At 61.8% G+C, this 16,658-nt stretch carries 15 protein-coding genes; 8 read left to right on the top strand and 7 right to left on the bottom strand.

The window, feature by feature from the left end; translation table 11 throughout:
- Positions 1-4: 4 nt before the first annotated feature.
- The 4 genes from sufB to BLR34_RS02350 form a co-directional block, all read right to left on the bottom strand.
- Complete coding sequence (sufB, locus tag BLR34_RS02365; RefSeq protein WP_092699044.1) at positions 5-1,429, bottom strand: Fe-S cluster assembly protein SufB; 1,425 nt, start codon at positions 1,427-1,429, stop codon at positions 5-7.
- Between the two features lie 28 nt (positions 1,430-1,457).
- Positions 1,458-2,363 (bottom strand): ABC transporter ATP-binding protein, encoded by a 906-nt coding sequence (locus tag BLR34_RS02360; protein WP_092699041.1) that lies wholly within the window; start codon positions 2,361-2,363, stop codon positions 1,458-1,460.
- A gap of 180 nt (positions 2,364-2,543) precedes the next feature.
- Positions 2,544-5,288, bottom strand: coding sequence for a DNA-directed DNA polymerase (locus BLR34_RS02355; protein WP_092699039.1), 2,745 nt, complete (start codon positions 5,286-5,288; stop codon positions 2,544-2,546).
- Between the two features lie 69 nt (positions 5,289-5,357).
- The gene (locus BLR34_RS02350) at positions 5,358-5,894 is read right to left on the bottom strand and encodes a nucleoside-triphosphatase (RefSeq protein WP_092699037.1); all 537 of its coding nucleotides are present in this window, start codon (positions 5,892-5,894) and stop codon (positions 5,358-5,360) included.
- 153 nt (positions 5,895-6,047) lie between these two features.
- On the opposite strand from BLR34_RS02350, the gene BLR34_RS02345 reads away from it, so the two are divergent.
- Together BLR34_RS02345 and BLR34_RS02340 are read left to right on the top strand one after the other, a co-directional pair.
- Positions 6,048-9,998 carry a PAS domain-containing protein gene (locus tag BLR34_RS02345; protein WP_092699471.1) on the top strand — a complete coding sequence of 1,317 codons (3,951 nt, stop codon included), beginning with the start codon at positions 6,048-6,050 and terminating at the stop codon, positions 9,996-9,998.
- A 41-nt stretch (positions 9,999-10,039) separates the two neighbouring features.
- Positions 10,040-10,924 (top strand): type IV pilin N-terminal domain-containing protein, encoded by an 885-nt coding sequence (locus BLR34_RS02340; RefSeq protein ID WP_143414106.1) that lies wholly within the window; start codon positions 10,040-10,042, stop codon positions 10,922-10,924.
- A gap of 2 nt (positions 10,925-10,926) precedes the next feature.
- Here BLR34_RS02340 and BLR34_RS02335 read toward each other — a convergent pair whose 3' ends face one another.
- A complete protein-coding gene (locus BLR34_RS02335) occupies positions 10,927-11,655 on the bottom strand; it encodes an SDR family NAD(P)-dependent oxidoreductase (RefSeq protein ID WP_092699035.1) in 729 nt (242 codons plus the stop codon).
- 360 nt (positions 11,656-12,015) lie between these two features.
- Here BLR34_RS02335 and BLR34_RS16820 point away from each other — a divergent pair, with 360 nt between their 5' ends.
- Together BLR34_RS16820 and BLR34_RS02330 are read left to right on the top strand one after the other, a co-directional pair.
- Positions 12,016-12,180 (top strand): DUF7838 family putative zinc beta-ribbon protein, encoded by a 165-nt coding sequence (locus BLR34_RS16820; protein ID WP_176765207.1) that lies wholly within the window; start codon positions 12,016-12,018, stop codon positions 12,178-12,180.
- A 7-nt stretch (positions 12,181-12,187) separates the two neighbouring features.
- The gene (locus tag BLR34_RS02330) at positions 12,188-12,556 is read left to right on the top strand and encodes a response regulator (protein ID WP_092699034.1); all 369 of its coding nucleotides are present in this window, start codon (positions 12,188-12,190) and stop codon (positions 12,554-12,556) included.
- On the opposite strand, the gene gcvPB is transcribed toward BLR34_RS02330, so the two are convergent.
- A complete protein-coding gene (gene gcvPB, locus BLR34_RS02325) occupies positions 12,557-13,987 on the bottom strand; it encodes an aminomethyl-transferring glycine dehydrogenase subunit GcvPB (protein ID WP_092699032.1) in 1,431 nt (476 codons plus the stop codon).
- Complete coding sequence (gene gcvPA / locus BLR34_RS02320) at positions 13,984-15,318, bottom strand: aminomethyl-transferring glycine dehydrogenase subunit GcvPA (protein WP_092699030.1); 1,335 nt, start codon at positions 15,316-15,318, stop codon at positions 13,984-13,986. The genes gcvPB and gcvPA overlap by 4 nt, the downstream gene beginning before the upstream one ends.
- A 177-nt stretch (positions 15,319-15,495) precedes the next feature.
- Between gcvPA and BLR34_RS02315 the strand changes: the two genes are divergently transcribed.
- The 4 genes from BLR34_RS02315 (at position 15,496) to BLR34_RS02300 (ending at position 16,610) form a co-directional block, all read left to right on the top strand.
- Positions 15,496-15,729, top strand: coding sequence for a hypothetical protein (locus BLR34_RS02315; RefSeq protein ID WP_092699028.1), 234 nt, complete (start codon positions 15,496-15,498; stop codon positions 15,727-15,729).
- A gap of 229 nt (positions 15,730-15,958) precedes the next feature.
- Positions 15,959-16,225 (top strand): 50S ribosomal protein L37ae, encoded by a 267-nt coding sequence (locus BLR34_RS02310; RefSeq protein ID WP_092699026.1) that lies wholly within the window; start codon positions 15,959-15,961, stop codon positions 16,223-16,225.
- Entirely contained in the window at positions 16,222-16,356 is a 135-nt protein-coding gene (locus tag BLR34_RS02305) for a DNA-directed RNA polymerase subunit P (RefSeq protein ID WP_092699024.1), read from the top strand. Before BLR34_RS02310 ends, BLR34_RS02305 begins: the two co-directional genes overlap by 4 nt.
- Positions 16,356-16,610: a KEOPS complex subunit Pcc1 gene (locus tag BLR34_RS02300; RefSeq protein WP_092699022.1), complete on the top strand. Its 255-nt coding sequence runs from the start codon at positions 16,356-16,358 to the stop codon at positions 16,608-16,610. Before BLR34_RS02305 ends, BLR34_RS02300 begins: the two co-directional genes overlap by 1 nt.
- The last annotated feature ends 48 nt before the right edge of the window (positions 16,611-16,658 follow it).

Here is a 16,658-nt window from a genome sequence, read left to right as displayed (position 1 = left end):
CTCGCTATCCGAGCGAACCCTCCATCTCGAGTTCGACCAGCCGGTTGAGTTCGACGGCGTACTCGATGGGGAGTTCCTCGGTAATCGGCTCGATAAAGCCGTTGACAATCATCTGCTTTGCGTCGTCGTCGTCCAGGCCACGCGACTGGAGATAGAACACGTCTTCGTCGCCGATTTTGCCGACGGTGGCCTCGTGGGCGACGTTGACGTTCGACTCCTGAATCTCCATGTACGGCATCGTGTCTGACGTCGAGTCGTTGTCGAACATCAGTGCGTCACACTCGACTGCCGTCGAAGAGTTCTCCGCGCCGTCGGCGATGTGGACCAGACCGCGGTAGTTGGTGCGGCCGCCGTCCTTGGCGACGGACTTGGATTCGATGGTCGACTGCGTGTTTGGCGCGTTGTGATAGACCTTCGCGCCGGTGTCGATGTTCTGTCCCTCGCCCGCGAAGGCGATGGTGATGTGGTTGTCGGTCGCACCGGGACCCTTGAGGATGGTGCTCGGGTACAGCATCGTCGCTTTCGAGCCCATCGAACCCGAGACCCACTCCATCGTCCCGTCACTCTCGACGATTGCGCGTTTCGTGTTCAGGTTGTAGGTGTTACGCGACCAGTTCTGCACCGTGGAGTACTGAACGTGTGCGTTCTCGCCGACGAACACCTCGACGCCGCCGGAGTGAAGGTTGAACGCGGAGTACTTCGGCGCCGAACAACCCTCGATGTAGTGGACTTCGGAGTTGTCCTCGGCGATGATGAGCGTGTGCTCGAACTGGCCCATGCCCTCGCTGTTCATCCGGAAATACGCCTGAACGGGCATCTCGACCGTCGTGTTCTCAGGGACGTAGACGAACGAGCCACCCGACCAGATAGCGCCGTGGAGTGCGGCGAACTTGTTGTCACTCGGAGGGACACAGGAGGTCATGAAGTGCTCACGGACGAGGTCGGGGTGTTCCTGAACAGCCCGGTCCATGTCCATGAAGATGACGCCCTTGTCTTCCCACTGCTCTTTCATGTTCTGGTAGACGATTTCGGACTCGTACTGGGCACCGACACCCGAGAGGGCGTTTTTCTCGGCCTCTGGGATACCCAGCTTGTCGAACGTGTCCTGAATCTCTTCGGGGAGGTCTTCCCAGTCGTCGACGCCGCCTCGTGTCTCGATGTCCGGGCGGATGTACGGGACGATTTCGTCGATTTCGATTTCCGAGAGGTCGGGCTGGCCGGGCCAGTCCGTCGGCATCGGCATCTCCTGGAAGAGGTCGAGTGCGCGGAGGCGACGCTCCAGCATCCACTCGGGTTCGTCTTTGTCCTCCGAGATGACCCGGATGGTCTCCTCGGTCAGCCCCTTCTCGGATTTGAACGCCGATTTCTCCTCTTTCTTGAACTCGAATCGGGCTTCGGTGTCAGTTTCTTGGAGGTCTTCTGAACTCATGGTGTATCACTTGGTGTTGTAGTTTCGATTAGGCCGTCTCGTAGACTTCTTCGCGGACCCAGTCGTAGCCGTCGTCTTCGAGCTGCTCGGCCAGTTCCGCACCGCCGCTCTTTGCAATTTTGCCGTCGAGCATCACGTGGACGTAATCGGGCTCGACGTAGTCGAGAATCCGCTGGTAGTGGGTAATCTGGAGGATACCAGTTCCCTGCTCGTCACGCAGCGCGTTGATTCCGTTCGACACGTCCTGCAGTCGGTCGATGTCGAGCCCGGAGTCGATTTCGTCGAGCACCGCGATTTCGGGTTCCAGAATCGCTGCCTGGAGGACCTCGTTTTGCTTTTTCTCGCCGCCGGAGAAGCCTGCGTTCAGGTACCGGCTGGCGAACTTCTCGTCCATGTCGAGAACCTCCATCTTCTCCTGGAGAATCTCCTGGAACTCGGCGACGCCGACTTCGCCCTCGTCTGCGGGACCTTCCATCGGCGAGGTCTCGTAGCCCGCGTCCTCGTCGTCTTCTTCCTCCTCTTCGCCTTCCTCGAAGAGCTCTTCGCGCTCTTCGAGCTTGGCGTTGAGTGCCGTCCGGAGGAAGTTGACCATCGTGATGCCCTCGATTTCGGCGGGGTACTGGAATCCGAGGAAGATTCCAAGCGCCGCCCGCTCGTTTGGTTCGAGGTCGAGCAGGTCCCACTCGCGCAGGTCGTCTGGCATCTCCTCGTCGAACTCGTCACCCTCAAGCTCCAGTGTGACGGAGCCGCCGGTGACCTCGTAGGCAGGGTGGCCGGCGATGACTTTCGCCAGTGTCGACTTTCCGCTCCCGTTGGGTCCCATCAGGGCGTGGATGTCGTTACTGGCGACCTCGAGGTCGACACCGCGCAGAATCGTCTCGCCGCCGTCCTCTGCTACCTTCGCTTGTAGGTTCTCGATTTTGAGTGTAGCCATTTTCTTAGGTCATCCGAAAACAGGGCTGTAAGACTCATAATGCTTTCGCATTTTAGCGGCATAATTTCTACTTTGGTAAAGAATGTTTTTGATGTAGAAAGTAAATAGCGATAGATACGATATCTTGACGAGATAAATCAAGGGGCGGTTTTGTATTACCGAACAAGAGATACCTCTCTGTCAGGTATACTGGCCCAGTCCAGTCTGTTCCTGTCCCGAACGAACCTCGTCCCAGGAGATGCCAAGGGCTTCCAGAATCCGGGCAATTGGACCTTTGAGCGTCTTGTCGAGCATCTTCTCCCAGTCGATTTCGAACTCCTCGGGCACCTGGTCGGCGTATTCGAAACAGATGACATCGGGGTCGCGCTGGAACTCTTCATACACCGGGTCGGCGTCGAGTTCGTCGCCGTTCTCTGCCTCGATTCGCTCGAAGAAGTCGGCGTGTACCCGGTCGACGTAGAGGCGCTTTGGCTTTGACCCGCGCTGGAAGTTCGTCCCCAGCACGGTGTTCGCGTACTTCGCACCCCGGACGTGTGCAGTGTCTGTGTCGTAGTTGTCCAGGCGCTTGCCGATACCGCCCGGGATACCCACGTCTTCCGGGTCAGCGTTGCCGTCCTGGAAGTCCTGAATTACGTCGTGGACGTAGGTCTTTATTTCGTCGACGTCCTCGCCTTTGACGATCATCTCGATAACGTCTTTCTGAACTCGCTTCGTGATGGGGGCAATATCCGAGCGCTGGTACTCGAATCCGGTGATGTCGATATCGTCGACGTCCTGGCCTTCCTTCCAGACGATGTGACCGGCGTAGCGTTTCTTCTTGCCCGCCTGGAAGAAGCGCCGGTACAGTTTCTCGAACTCTATCTGGAAGCGGTGGTCTGTGGCGTCGAGTTCCTCTCGTGCGAACTCGTCGTAAGCGTCGTTGATTCGCTCCTCGATTTCGAACGAGCGCTCGATTGCTTCTTCTTTCGAAACGTCCGTTCCGACGCTGACCATGACCGAGTCGGTGTCGCCGTAGATGACCTCCTTGTCGAGTTCGTTTGTCACCTGCTCGGTGAACTCGATTACCTCCCGACCCGTGGCCGTGACGGCCGCACCCATCTCTCGGTCGTAGAGGCGGAACCGGTCCCACCCGAGCACGCCGTATAGGCTGTTCATGATGACCTTGACAGCTTGCTGCTGGCGGTCGTACTGCTCGTAGGCGGCGGTCTTGGCGTCGTGGTCGTCCCGGAGTGTTTTCTTCTCCTCGCGCTCGGTCAACAGCTCGTCGACCATCTCCCGGATTGCGCCGTCGGGTTCCTTCCGGAACCGGGTCCCGTTCGGGGCGCGGTAGGTCTCGCCGTCGTAGCTCTCGGGGTCGACTTTCGTCTCCGGCGAGGCGTTGATAGTCACCATACACATCGGGTAGAGTGACTTCAGGTCGAGCACGCTGACGTTCTCCCGGACCCCGGTGATGGGGTCGAAGACCGCGCCGCCCTCGTAGTCCTCGCTCTCCTGTTGACCTTTCGATGGGAGGGCGAACTCGTCGTGGAGCTTGTGGAGGACGTACATGTCGACGGCGTCGCCGGGTGTGGTGGCGTCTTCGAGCTTACAGCCGACGAACTGGCGTACCTCGTTCCAGAAGGCGACGATGTTCTGTTCGCGGTCGAGTTCGACACACAGCTCCACGTCGCGGAGGTTGTACTCGAGTAGTCGTTCGGGGTCGTCTTCCCAGAGGTCGCCGATGTCGCCGGGATAGCGTTCCTTGCCGACGCCGAGTTCCCGCTCGCCGACATCGTCGAGTCGGTATGAGTCGAGTTCGGTGAACTTCGTTCGCTGATAGGCATACAGCAGGTCGAAGACGACACGACCCTTGATATCGGGGCCACCCCAGCCGCTGGCCCAGACTTCGTTCACCCGCGAGAGGCGGTCGAACTGGAGGTTTCGTTCCGTCTGGTCGTCGAGGTGTTCGAGGCGGTCGATGAGGTAGGGCGCGTCGAAGTCGTCGAAGTTCCAGCCGGTGAGTACGTCCGGGTCGGTTCGCTCGATGTAGTCGAGGAACGATTCGAGCATCTCCTCCTCGGTGCTGTAGCGTCTGATATCGACAGACAGGTCCGTGGCCTCGTCGCTCGCTTCTCGGCTGTCGGTCTCGATTGGGGCGTAGTCGGCCAGTTCCTCGGGTGCGGTTTCGCCGTCCGGGGCCTCGTACAGCCAGAGGATGTATTCGTCGTCGGTAGAGTCGTGGCTGGCGATACAGATAACCTGCTCTTCACCGTCCTCGGGGAAGCCAGAGCGGTCGTCGACCTCGATGTCGAAGGTGTTGACCCGCGGTGTCGCATCGACGTCGACGGCGTCGATTTCCTCGTGGTGGGCTCGGAGTGTCAGCCGGTCGTCGTCGGTGTCGAGTGCGCGCTCTGGGACGCGGATGCCACTGGTGATGTCTTTGTCGATGAGCAGCCGGTTCGGAAAGAGAATATCGGCCTCGTAGTGGTCGAACTCGTCACGAATCTGTCCCACGTCCCGGGGCGTCTGGCCGTAGATTTTGACGAGGCGCTCGCCGCGGATAGATTCGAACGGCTCGCCGTCGTCGTCGGTCTGGTCCCATCCCGTAATCCGGTCGTACTCCATCAGCCGTCCCTCGGTGACGTTCTCTGCTGGGGCATAAAAGTACGGCCTGAACTCCAGCACGCGGACGTGAACCAACTCACCCGCGGGCGTTCGCCCGAAGACGTGGACGATTGGCCGCTCGTCGTCACCGGTTCCTTCGATAGTGTAATCGACCTGCATTACGCCGATATCGACCGTCGCCTCGACATCCGGAAAGAGTGCGTCGCTCGTGTCGACGTAGCTCGCGTCGTCGCCAGTGTCGCCGGCGACGGCTTCGGCTTCCTCCGCGGGTCGCTCGTCCGGGTTCCCGCCGCCGTAGTCCCCGAGTTGACGCTGACTCATGTTGGCCGTGCTTTGGTCCCCCGGATAAAAACGTTCGCGGTCCGATAGCTCTCTGGCACCCAGAGACGACTACAACTCGTTGCGAAAGCGGGTCGCGAGTCGTTTCGGCAACCTGTCCCGCGTCTCCGGTGTCACTCTGTAGAGGCGCACGTCGCGTCGCCGTGTGATTCGGTCGACAAAGTTGGCAGACGACGCGGACTGGACGGACGCGAGCACCGGCCGGTCGCTGTCGAGTGTCAGTTCGAGTTCTTCGAGGAACACGTCGCTGTGGAGTTGCATCGCCGCAATCTCGTCGATAACGACCAGGTCGGCCGTGGCTCGCGCGTCGGGGAGAGTCCGGCCCGCGAACTCGTCGACGGTCTCGACCGCGACGCTGTATTCACCCACGGTCGGCCCCCGTTCGCGGTCGACAGCCGCCAGCGTCGCCCGCTCGTCGGTGGCAACCTCGACGAGGTCGAAGCCGACCCGCTGGCCGTCACGGCGTCGCTCTGGACTATAGAAGCCGCCGACGGTCACACCAGCGTCTTCGAGCCGGTCGAGCGTCCGCCTGAGCGCCGTCGTCTTCCCGCTTTTCGGCGGCCCGGTCAGGAGGTGATTTGTCGCCATAGCTGTGTGAAACGGTGGCTGTCAGCCCGTCCGAGACTAGATAGTTGTAGTTACGTTGGGAAGATGAACGTTTTGCCGGCGTCACCGGTAGAGACCGTGACAGCAGGCGCGACAGTCGTTGTACGAGAGACTGCACAGACGTCGCGGCGGGAAATGTTTAAGCTGGTATGCCCCCTACTGTTGATAATTGTGTCCGGCCTTACCGACAGATTGAACCAAACAATCCAGATACTCTACGTGAATTCTGATTCCGCGTTCACTGAACTCGTCCAGACGAAGCTGCAGCAGACGGATATCGATATCGGCTGTACGCCTGTCGAGGAACCCGATGATGTCTATCAAGAACTGGAGACGGGGGACATCGACTGCATCGTAACCGCGTACTCGCTCGACGGACTGAACGGCATTGAGCTGACGAAGTCCGTTCGCAAGCGGGATGACGATATCCCGATACTCCTGTTCACCGGCCAGGGCAGCGAAGAAATCGCGGGCCAGGCGACGCAGGCCGGGGTATCGGACTACATTCCAGTCAGCCCCAATCGCGACAATTTCACGCTGCTCGCAAATCGTATTCAGACACTCGCAACGGCTGCACGAGACCGGGAGGCGGCCGAACGGACGAGACGGCGCTTCCGTCGGACGCTCGAACGCGCCACCGACGCGGTGTACGCCGTCGATACCGACTGGCGCATCGAGTACATGAACGAAAAGATGGCGGCGCGTATCGACCGTGACCCAGACACGCTCATTGGGACCACGCTCTGGGAGGAGTTCCCCTCGATTGTCGGGACAAAACTCGAAGACAGATATCGGACCGCGATGGAGACCGGGGAGCCAGTCGCGTTCGAACACCACCTGGGTGCCCCGTTCGATTACACGATCGAGGTCCGTGCCTTCCCCGACGACGAGGGGCTGACCGTCTTCTCGCGCGAGATTACCACAGAACGAGAGCGAGAACTGGAGCTAGAGCGCAGTGACCGGATTCTCGAAACCATCCACGACGTCGTGTTCGTCCTCGGTGAGGACCGCGACATCGAGTTCGCGAACGCGGCCGCAAAGCGGCTGACTGCAGGAGACCAGTCCGCACAGCTCGTGGGGACGCAGTTCGAAGCGGCCCTCAGCGACCGTACGAGCGAGCACGATATTAGGCGCCTCTCACAGGCTGTCGAGACGACCCTCGATGGCGGCGAGAACAACGACAGTCTCAACGAGTTGTACGACAAAGACCTACAGGTCGAGATTGCCGCCATGGGCAGTGACCGAACCTTCGATATCCGCGTCACGTCGTTTCAACGCGAGCAGACCGCCCAGGTTCTCCTCGTCGCCCGAGACGTCACCAAGCAGAGTGAGGCCACGCGACAGTTAGAGCGCGACCGGGACGCACTCCGGCAACTTCAGACCGTCATGGCGGAAGGCGGTGTCACGACGCAGACACGGCTCCAACGACTGCTGGAGGTCGGCTGCATGAATCTCGGACTCGAAATTGGTATCGTCTCACAGATTCAAGGCGACGACTACGGTATCAAAGCAGTCCACGCGCCAGACGCCGATATTACAGTCGGCGACAGCTTCGACCTGTCGGCGACGTACTGCGCAGAGGTCGTCGACAGCGATGCTGTCTGTTCGTTTATCGACGCGGTCGCCGACGGGAGAGAGACACACCCTGCCTATCGCAAGTTCGAGCTAGAGTCTTACATCGGCGCTCCGCTCGTGGTCGACGGCGAGCGATACGGGACCGTCAATTTCTCTAGTCCGACGGCGCGGACCGCGGCGTTTGGAGCAGTCGAACGGACGTTCGTCGAGTTGCTGGCAGAACTCGTCAGCGCAGAGATATCTCGGGGTCGCGACCGGATGGAACTCAAGCGCCAGGAGTTCCTCTTCGAGCGTGTCCAGAACATCGCAGATATCGGTGTCTGGGAATACACTCCCGAAACGGGCGAACTCGAGTGGTCAGATGGCGTCAAGCGGATACACGGTGTCGACGAGACGTACGAACCCTCACTCGACGACGGAATCGAGTTCTACCACCCTGACGACAGGGAGACGGTTGAATCGGCGGTCAACGAGGCAATCGAAGCGGGGACACCGTACGACCTCGATTTGCGAATCGTCCGGTCTGACGGGGAGGAACGTGACGTGCGAGCGTGGGGAGAACGCGTCGAGGACACACAGCACGGCGAGACGGCGCTTCGTGGCGTATTCCAGGACATAACGGAGCGAAAAGCCAAGGAACGAGAGTACCGTGAACTGGCAGAGGAGTACGAAGCGCTGCTCGAAACGTCGGGGGACGCGATATTCCTGCTCGACGTCGACACCTCCGGCGAGGACCCGTCGTTCGAGTTCGCCCGTCTCAGCCCCGGATACGAGATGCAGACCGGACTCACGACCGACGAAGTGCGCGGAAAATCCCCGCAGGCGGTCTTCGGCGACGAGCGGGGTGCAGAACTCGACGCCAACTACACGCGCTGTATCGAGCAGCGTGAGCCGATTTCGTACCAGGAAGAACTGGATATAAGCGACGACGCGCGGTTCTGGGAGACGAGCCTCGCACCTGTTATCGTCGACGGCGACATCGTCCGGGTCGTCGGTATCGCTCGAAACGTGACCCAACGGGTCACCCGCGAGCGAAGCCTCGAGACGACCAATCAGCGCCTCGAATCACTCATCGAGGCGACGCCGCTCACCGTGATGGAGATTGATTCTGACGGTATCGTCACCCGTTGGAACGACGAAGCCGAGCACATGTTCGGCTGGTCACGCGACGAGGTCATCGGTGAGTTCAACCCAATCGTCCCCGAGGACAACCAAGGCGAGTTCTCGACACACCGACAGCGCGCACTGAGTGGCGAGCGAATCCGGGGGAAAGAAGTCCGGCGAGTGACAAAAGACGGCGAGGAACTCGACTTACTGCTGTCAGTCGCCCCCGTCGCCGACCCCGACGGCGAGACGACGAGCATACTCGCCATGTTAGAAGACATCACCGACCAGAAACGGTTAGAGGAGAAGCTCCGTGCACTGCAGGAGACGGCCCGGCGTCTCAGCGGTGCACAGTCGACCGACGAAATCGGCGACATCGCGGTCGATGCCGCCGTCGAGATTCTCGGTTTCGAGTTCACCGGCCTCTGGGAGTACGACAGCAACGCCGACAGGCTCGTCGCGCTGAGTGCCAGTGACTCCACCACGGAACTGCTGGGTGAACTACCGGACGCGACGCCCGACGACAGTCTCGCCTGGGACGCGTTCGAGGCGTCTGAGCTACGTATCTACGACGACCTCCGTGCCCAGCAATCGGCCAGCGAGCTCGCCACGGGACTCGAGAGTGGTCTGTTCGTACCTCTGGGAGCGTTCGGCGTCATGGGCGTTGGAACGCCGGTGGCGCAGTCGTTTTCTGACACAGACGCCGACATGTTCCGGATACTCGGAGCAACCGTCGGGGCCGCGTTCGCACGCGCGAGTCGCGAGGCAGAGCTTCAGCGACAGAACGAGCGCCTCGACGAGTTCGCCAGCGTCGTCGCCCACGACCTCCGGAATCCGCTGTCTGTGGCTGTTGGCTTTCGGGAAGTTATCGAGAGCACCGGTGACCTGGAGCATCTCGACCGTATCGAGTCGGCACACGACCGCATGGAGCGGATGATAGACGACCTTCTCACCCTGGCCCGTGGCGAGACGACGGTATCAGATACGGAACAGGTCGACATCGGGGCCGTGACGACCGAAGCCTGGGGGTACGTCGACACTGCCGACGCGACGCTGACAGTCGCCAGCCAGGTCCCGACGCTGGTCGGTGACGGCAGCCGCCTGACACAACTGTTCGAGAACCTCTTCAGAAATGCAATCGAACACGGCGGCGACGGCGTCACGGTCACCGTCGGGCAACTGGAGGCCGATACCGGGTTCTACGTCGAGGACGACGGGACCGGTATCCCCCCCGACCAGCGCGAGGACGTGCTCGAACACGGTGTCACAACAAACGAGGGAGGGACCGGATTCGGCCTCTCGATTGTGACAGACATAGCCGCCGCACACGGCTGGAGCGTCCGCGTGACAGACGGTGCCGATGGCGGTGCACGCTTCGAGTTCGTGACGGCCGCCGGCAGGACGTGACAGCAAGAGTGTTATTCATCTCCAGTGCAACACGCCGAACAGTGACGACACGTCGAGCCATCTCGCCTGTCATCGGCGTCGTGTTGATGGTGGCCATCGTCGTGGTACTGGCAGGTATCACCGCCGCGTTCGTGTTCAGTTCGACCGAGGAAACGGACCCACAGCCGGACGTGGTGATGACCGTCGTCGACAGTGAAGATGCCACGACCGTCGCTCTCAGACACGAGAGTGGTGACACCATCGCCGGTAACAAAACTCGACTCGTCGGGGCCGCCGACGAAGCCGCGTTTCACGGCAGACAGCTCCGAGCAGGGCAGACTGTCGAGGTGGTCCCCACGGAAGCGGAGTTGACACTGGTCTGGTCCGGTGAGAACACAGACTATGTCATCCAGGAGTTCGATGTGGATGCCAGGTCACTCCCGTACAATCCAGATGACGTCGACCGGGAGTGTGGGTGGGTCGAGACCAACGTCGGCGCGAACGGCGACCTGGATATGAGCGGTGATGCGGCAAACTGTAACGTCAAAGACGACCTCGAAGCGAGCATCGACGATGTCAACGTCGACCTCCAGTCGGGCGCGTTGCTTGTCGGTGACGTCGACACCGACGGTGATGTCGACCTCGACGGCTCCAAGGTCGTCGGCGACGTGGTATCGAACGCGGACGATATCACGATAACAGGAGCCAGTTCGGTCTACGGTACCGTCATCGCCAGGTCGGGCACGAACATCGATATCGACGGCAACAGCTACGTTCGGGGTAATGTCGTCGTGAAGGGCGGCTCTCTCAGCCTGAACAGCGTCGATATCGACGGACACGTCTACGCGAGTGACGATGACTTCCCCAGTAGCTGTACAGACACGACAATCGGGCCGGACGAGGAGAGTTGCAGCGAGTACGACCCGCGAGACCCCAGCGACGCCTGAGACTACCGCATGTCTTCGCCGCCGTTGACGTTGAGCGTCTCGCCGGTCACGAACGTCGCATCCCTGAGATAGGCGACAGCCCCGGCGATATCCTCGGGCTCACCGAAGTGGCCGACAGGAATCCCCTCCCGTTCTTGTGCCTTCTCTTCTGGGGTCCGGTCGGCAGTCATGTCTGTCTCGATGTGGCCCGGAGCGACTGCGTTAACCCGGATATCCGGCGCGAAGTCGGTCGCGTGGCTCCGGGTCAGCGAGATGAGTGCACCCTTCGAGGATGCGTAGTGACACTCGATTGGGGCACCCGTGTGGGCGAGAATCGAGGAGATATTCGTCACAGAAGGGTCGTCTGCCGAGTCCTCGAGATACGAGAGCGCGGCTTTCGTGACGTTGAACGCGGAGTTGACGTTGACGTCCATAATGCGGTCGAAGTCCTCGGAGTCGAGGTTCTCGGTGTAGACGTGCTGGTCGATGCCCGCGTTGTTCACGACGTGGTCGAGTCCGCCGAAGGCGTCGACGGTTTTCTCGACGAGACGCGTCGCCGCCTCGGGAACCGAAACGTCGGCTTCGATGACAATCGCCTCCTGTCCGTGCTCGCGGACCGCCGCTGCGACCTCGGTGGCCTGCTGTTCGCTCGTGTGGTAGTTGACGGCCACGTCGTAGCCGTCTTTGGCAAAGCGGAGTGCGGTTGCGCGGCCGAGTCCGCGTGAGGAACCGGTAACGAGTGCTGCTGGCATGGCTCTATCGAGGCGGCCGCGGGACTTGCCTGTTGCGAAAGCGGCGGGTCCTGGCGACACCGTGTCGCGAGATGGCGGTCGACACTGACAGCCGTCACAGCCGGACACTATCGCCGTTTACTCCCGCGGCGGGCCGAGACCGGAGCCTCCTCTCCCAGAGAACGGTCACAGCTCGGACAACACCCCTCTCGGTAGAAGACCGTCGGCCCCTTCCTCGTTTCCGGGTCCCAGCGCACGACGTAACCACAGTGTGGACACTGCGTGGTTCGGTTCCCCATACGTGACGTACGAACGTCACCGAGATAACGTCCGGGGTGAGAAATCGAACCGTTAAACACCGATGACAGCAAATAGGCGTCTATGGGAATGGAACTGGACCGCGAATGTCCGAACTGTGGTGAGACCGGCTTCTGGCGGACAGCGAGCATGGTAGTCCACATCGGCGAGAAGGTGAAGTGGAGTTGTAACGAGTGTGACTACGGCTTCGTCACGATAGACGAGACAGTCGACACGGCAACCGCCTGAACCGAGGATGACCGACAGTATCGACGTACTGCTCGTCGACGAAGACAAGGAGACGCTCGAACTCGCAGCGACGTTTCTGGAGCGAAAGAGTCCCCGTATCACCACGGCGTCGGAAACGGACCCCGAGACGGCCGTCGACAGAGCCGTCGACGGTGGGTTCGACTGCGTCGTCAGCGACTACCGGATGCCGGAGCTGGACGGGGTCGAGCTCTGTCGGGCAATCCGCGAGCGCGAGCAACTTCCGTTCTTTCTGTTCACCGCGGTTTCGGCGTCAGAAATCGAAGACGAGTCCGTCGTGACCGGCTCGGTCCGAAAAGGCGCAGGCACCGAACACTACGACGAACTCGTCGAGCGAATCGAAGCTGCCGTCCCGTAGCTACTCCTCGTCGAGCGCCTGCCAGGAGAGCTGTGGGTCCCGTGCGGCGCTCACCTGGTCGATGCGGCGGGCGGCCGTCCGCTCGGGGGCAGATTCGAGCGTCGCATCGTCTTCTCCGGCGACCGCGTTGAACGCCGTCGCAAGCTGGTCGAGCGTGCGCTTGTTCTCGCCTTCGGTCGGCTCGGTCATCAGCGCCTCGTCCACGATTTCGGGCCACTTCGTCGTCGGCGGATGGACGCCGTAATCGAGCATCCGCTTTGCCACGTCGGCGGCGTCTTGGTCGTCGGCGCTGGCGACGAACTCGTGGTGGAACGGGCCGAACGGAACCTCGTAATCGAGTTGCTCTGCGAGGTAGTTCGCGTTCAGAACCGCCTTTGCGCTGGCGTCGACGAGCCCCTCGTCGCCCAGCCGGGCGATGTAGGCCGCCGTCTTGGCGAGGACGAGCCAGTTCCCGTGGAAGCCATGAACCTTCCCTACCGAGTTCTCAGGCTCGTAGCGCTCGTAGCCCTCGTCGGTCGCGCGGACCTGTGGTGTTGGCAAGAACTGTTCGAGGTCCTCGCTGACACCGACCGGACCCGCGCCGGGGCCGCCACCGCCGTGTGGCGTCGCGAACGTCTTGTGGACGTTGTAATGCATGATGTCAAAGCCCATATCGCCGGGCCGAGCGCGGCCGAGCAGGGCATTGAGGTTCGCGCCGTCGTAGTACAACAGCCCGCCGACGTCGTGGACCATCTCGGCGACTTCGACGATATCTCGCTCGAACAGGCCGAGCGTGTTGGGGTTTGTCAGCATGAGGAGCGCGGTCTCGTCACTCAGTGCGGCCGCCAGGGCGTCGAGGTCGACGCGCCCGTCCTCACCGCTTGGCAGTTCGACCACGTCGAAGCCAGCCATCGCGGCGCTGGCGAAGTTCGTCCCGTGTGCGCTGTCCGGAATGACGATTTCGCTCCGTTCGTCCCCGTTGTGTTCGTGATACGCCTGTGCGACGAGCACTCCCGTGAACTCGCCGGCCGCACCGGCCGGGGGCTGGAGCGTAACGGCGTCCATCCCGCCGATATCGGCGAGGTACTCCTGCAGTTGCGCGTACAGGTCGAGGGTGCCCTGGACCGTCTCGCCGTCGCGGTCCGGGTGGACGGCGCCCGCCGGCGCGGCGGCGATGTCCTCCGTGAACGACGGGTTGTACTTCATCGTACACGACCCCAGCGGGAAGGGGCCGCTTTCGATGCCGTAGTTCATCTGAGAGAGGCGGCTGTAGTGACGAGCCAGCTCTGGCTCGGAGAGGTCGGGCAGTTCGAGGCTATCTCGTGTGAGGTCGTCGGGCAGCGGCGTCTCGATATCAACCTCGCGGTTGTTTTTTTCCGAGAGGAGCGGTACGTACCGGTCGCCGTCGGTGTACCGCGCCTGGTCGTAGCCGTCGCCGTAATCCTCGCTCATTGTGCCACCTCCGAGATGGCCGCGACCAGTTCATCGGCTGCCTGTTCGTTCGTCTCGGTCACGCAAATCTGAAGCAGGTCGTCTTCAACCGCGTGGACCGCGTAGCCGGCCGCCGCGAGGTCGTCGGCGATGTCGGATGCGGGCCGCTCGGTTCGCGCGACGAACTCCCGGAAGTGGTGTCGGTCGTGGACCGGTGCGGTGATGCCGTCGATGTCGTCGAGGCGTTCGGCGACAGCGTGGGTCCGCTCGATGCACTCGGTCGCGGTCTCGACGAGGCCGTCTGGTCCGAGCGTCGCCGCGTGAATCGCTGCTCGGAGCGCAACCCACGCCTGATTGGTGCAGATGTTACTCGTCGCCCGCTCTTTGCGGATGTGCTGTTCGCGGGTCTGGAGCGTAAGCGTGTAGGCGCGTCGCCCGCTCTCGTCTTCGCTCGCACCGACAAGGCGACCGGGGACCTGCCGGAGGAAGTCCTCGCGGGTAGCGAACAGCCCCATGCCCATCCCGTATGCGGTTCCCAGCCCCAGCGTCGCCGCCTCGCCGATGACTACGTCGGCACCGACGTTTGCGGGCTCTTCGAGGACCGAGAGCGCAACGGGGTCCGAGCCGAGACAGAACAGCGCGTCGTGGTCGTCGGCGAGACCACCGATTTCGGCCAGGTCTTCCTCGATGACGCCCCGAACGGTCGGGGATTCGGCGTAGACCATCACCACGTCGTCGTCGATTGCCTCGGCCAGCGCCGTCGTGTCGACAGCGCCGTCGTCCATCGGGTAGCTCTCGACGGTCAGGTCTGCACCGTCTGCGTAGTTGGCGAGGACGCCCCGCTTGCCTGCCCGGAGGTGTTCGGGGACGAGGACGTGTGAGCCGCTGGTCTCTCTGACCCGGGTCGCCAGCGTCGCCGCTTCGCCGAGGCCGGTCGCGGCGTCGTACAGCGAACAGTTCGCGATACCGAGGCCGGTGAGTTCGACCAGCATCGACTGGTACTCGAACAGCACCTGGAGAAAGCCCTGTGCAATTTCGGGTTGATACTGCGTGTAGGAGGTGAGAAACTCCTGACGGTCGGCGAGGTGGTCGACCAGTGAGGGGACGTAGTGGTCGTAGTGACCCCTGCCGAGAAACTCCACGAGGTCGTCGTTTTCGGCGAGTCTGTCTTGCATCTCGGCTCGGACGGCCCGTTCGTCCCGAGCTTCGATGCCAAACTCGTCGTCGAACCTGACCGCCTCGGGAATATCGAACAGGTCGGCCTCCTGCTCGACGCCCACCGCATCGAGCATCGCGTCAGTCTCCGCGGGTGTATGTGGCGCGTATGGACTGCCTGTGTCGTGTCTGCCCATTCTACCTACCGCTTAGGAATACCCCTACGGATTACTTTCGGTTCTGTCCCGTTTTGCTGGGAAATAGCGAGAGCAGCAAAGAGCGTTCACGGCGGGTCCACGCCGTGACACGTACACGTCAGTTGGCTTCTCGCGGTGAGAGACAGACACATTAATCGTTCGCTCAAACAACGACCAATGCCGTCACTGCCTACACTGTTGCGTGTGAGTGCCGTCGTGAGCGTTCTCGCGGGGCTGGCCCACCTCGTCGTCCCGAACCGCCTGCTCGAACTCGCACGCTGGAGCTACGACCGCGTGCTTGCGGTCCAATTTCAACCTCGGACAGGCGCAACGCGTCGTGTTCGTCTCGTTGGTCTCGTGATGGTCGTCCTCGCTCCGGTGCTTGCCCGCCTCGCCGCGTGGCTGGAGTAAGTGTGTGTCCCCTACCAGATACCGGTGCGTTCGAGAGACCGTGTATCCAGCCAGCACACGACCCGACCTTTGTTACCGACTCGTGTCTGTGACAACAGCAAGGGTGACGGTTCCACAACACTGGCCGGGACGGGCTGCCAGCGCGTCGCCAGTCCCGGGACACAGACCGCACCGGTCCCCGTCGTAACTCGCAGGGTTTATTTGGCCGCTGGGCCGAGAGTGTCGTACTATGAGCGACAACGACAACAAGGTCGGGAGTGCCGGCCGCTTTGGCGCACGCTACGGGCGCGTTGCACGGCGTCGCGTCGCCCAGATTGAAGAAGAGATGCGAAACGCACAGGTCGACGGCGACGACGTAAAACGCGTCGGCACCGGCATCTGGGTCAACGAGGAGACCGGCGAGAAGTTCACCGGCGGCGCGTACCAGCCGGAGACGCCGGCTGGCGAGACGGTCACCCGCTCGATTCGGGCGGCGCTCGAAGAGGACGACGAATGAGCTACAAGTGCTCCCGCTGTAAGCGCGACGTGACGCTCGACGAATACGGCGGGGTGCGCTGCCCCTACTGTGGTCACCGCGTCCTGCTGAAAGAGCGCAGCCGTGACATCAAAGAAATCGACGTCGAGTAGTGACTTCCGACCGCTTTCACGACACCGTTCTCACCGTCGACTACGCATCACCGACAGCCGCTCGTCGGGTCGCGCGAGCGATCGAGCCGGAAATCGGTGACATCGACGACGACCGAAGCAGCGTCTCGCTCCGGCGCGAGAGTAACACCGTCGAACTCCACGTCACCGCTAGCGACGTGGTCGCGCTCCGGGCGAGCCTGAACACCTGGCTCTCACTGGTCCAGACTGCCGAGGCCGCGGGCAAGCTCGCGTAGTGACGTGGCGGTTTCTTACCCGAGCTTACGCGATTCACTCCCGTCCTC

Source organism: Halovenus aranensis (assembly GCF_900100385.1).
Lineage (GTDB): Archaea > Halobacteriota > Halobacteria > Halobacteriales > Haloarculaceae > Halovenus > Halovenus aranensis.
The sequence above is the reverse complement of the archived record's forward strand: the minus strand, read 5'-3'. Positions and strand labels throughout refer to the sequence as shown.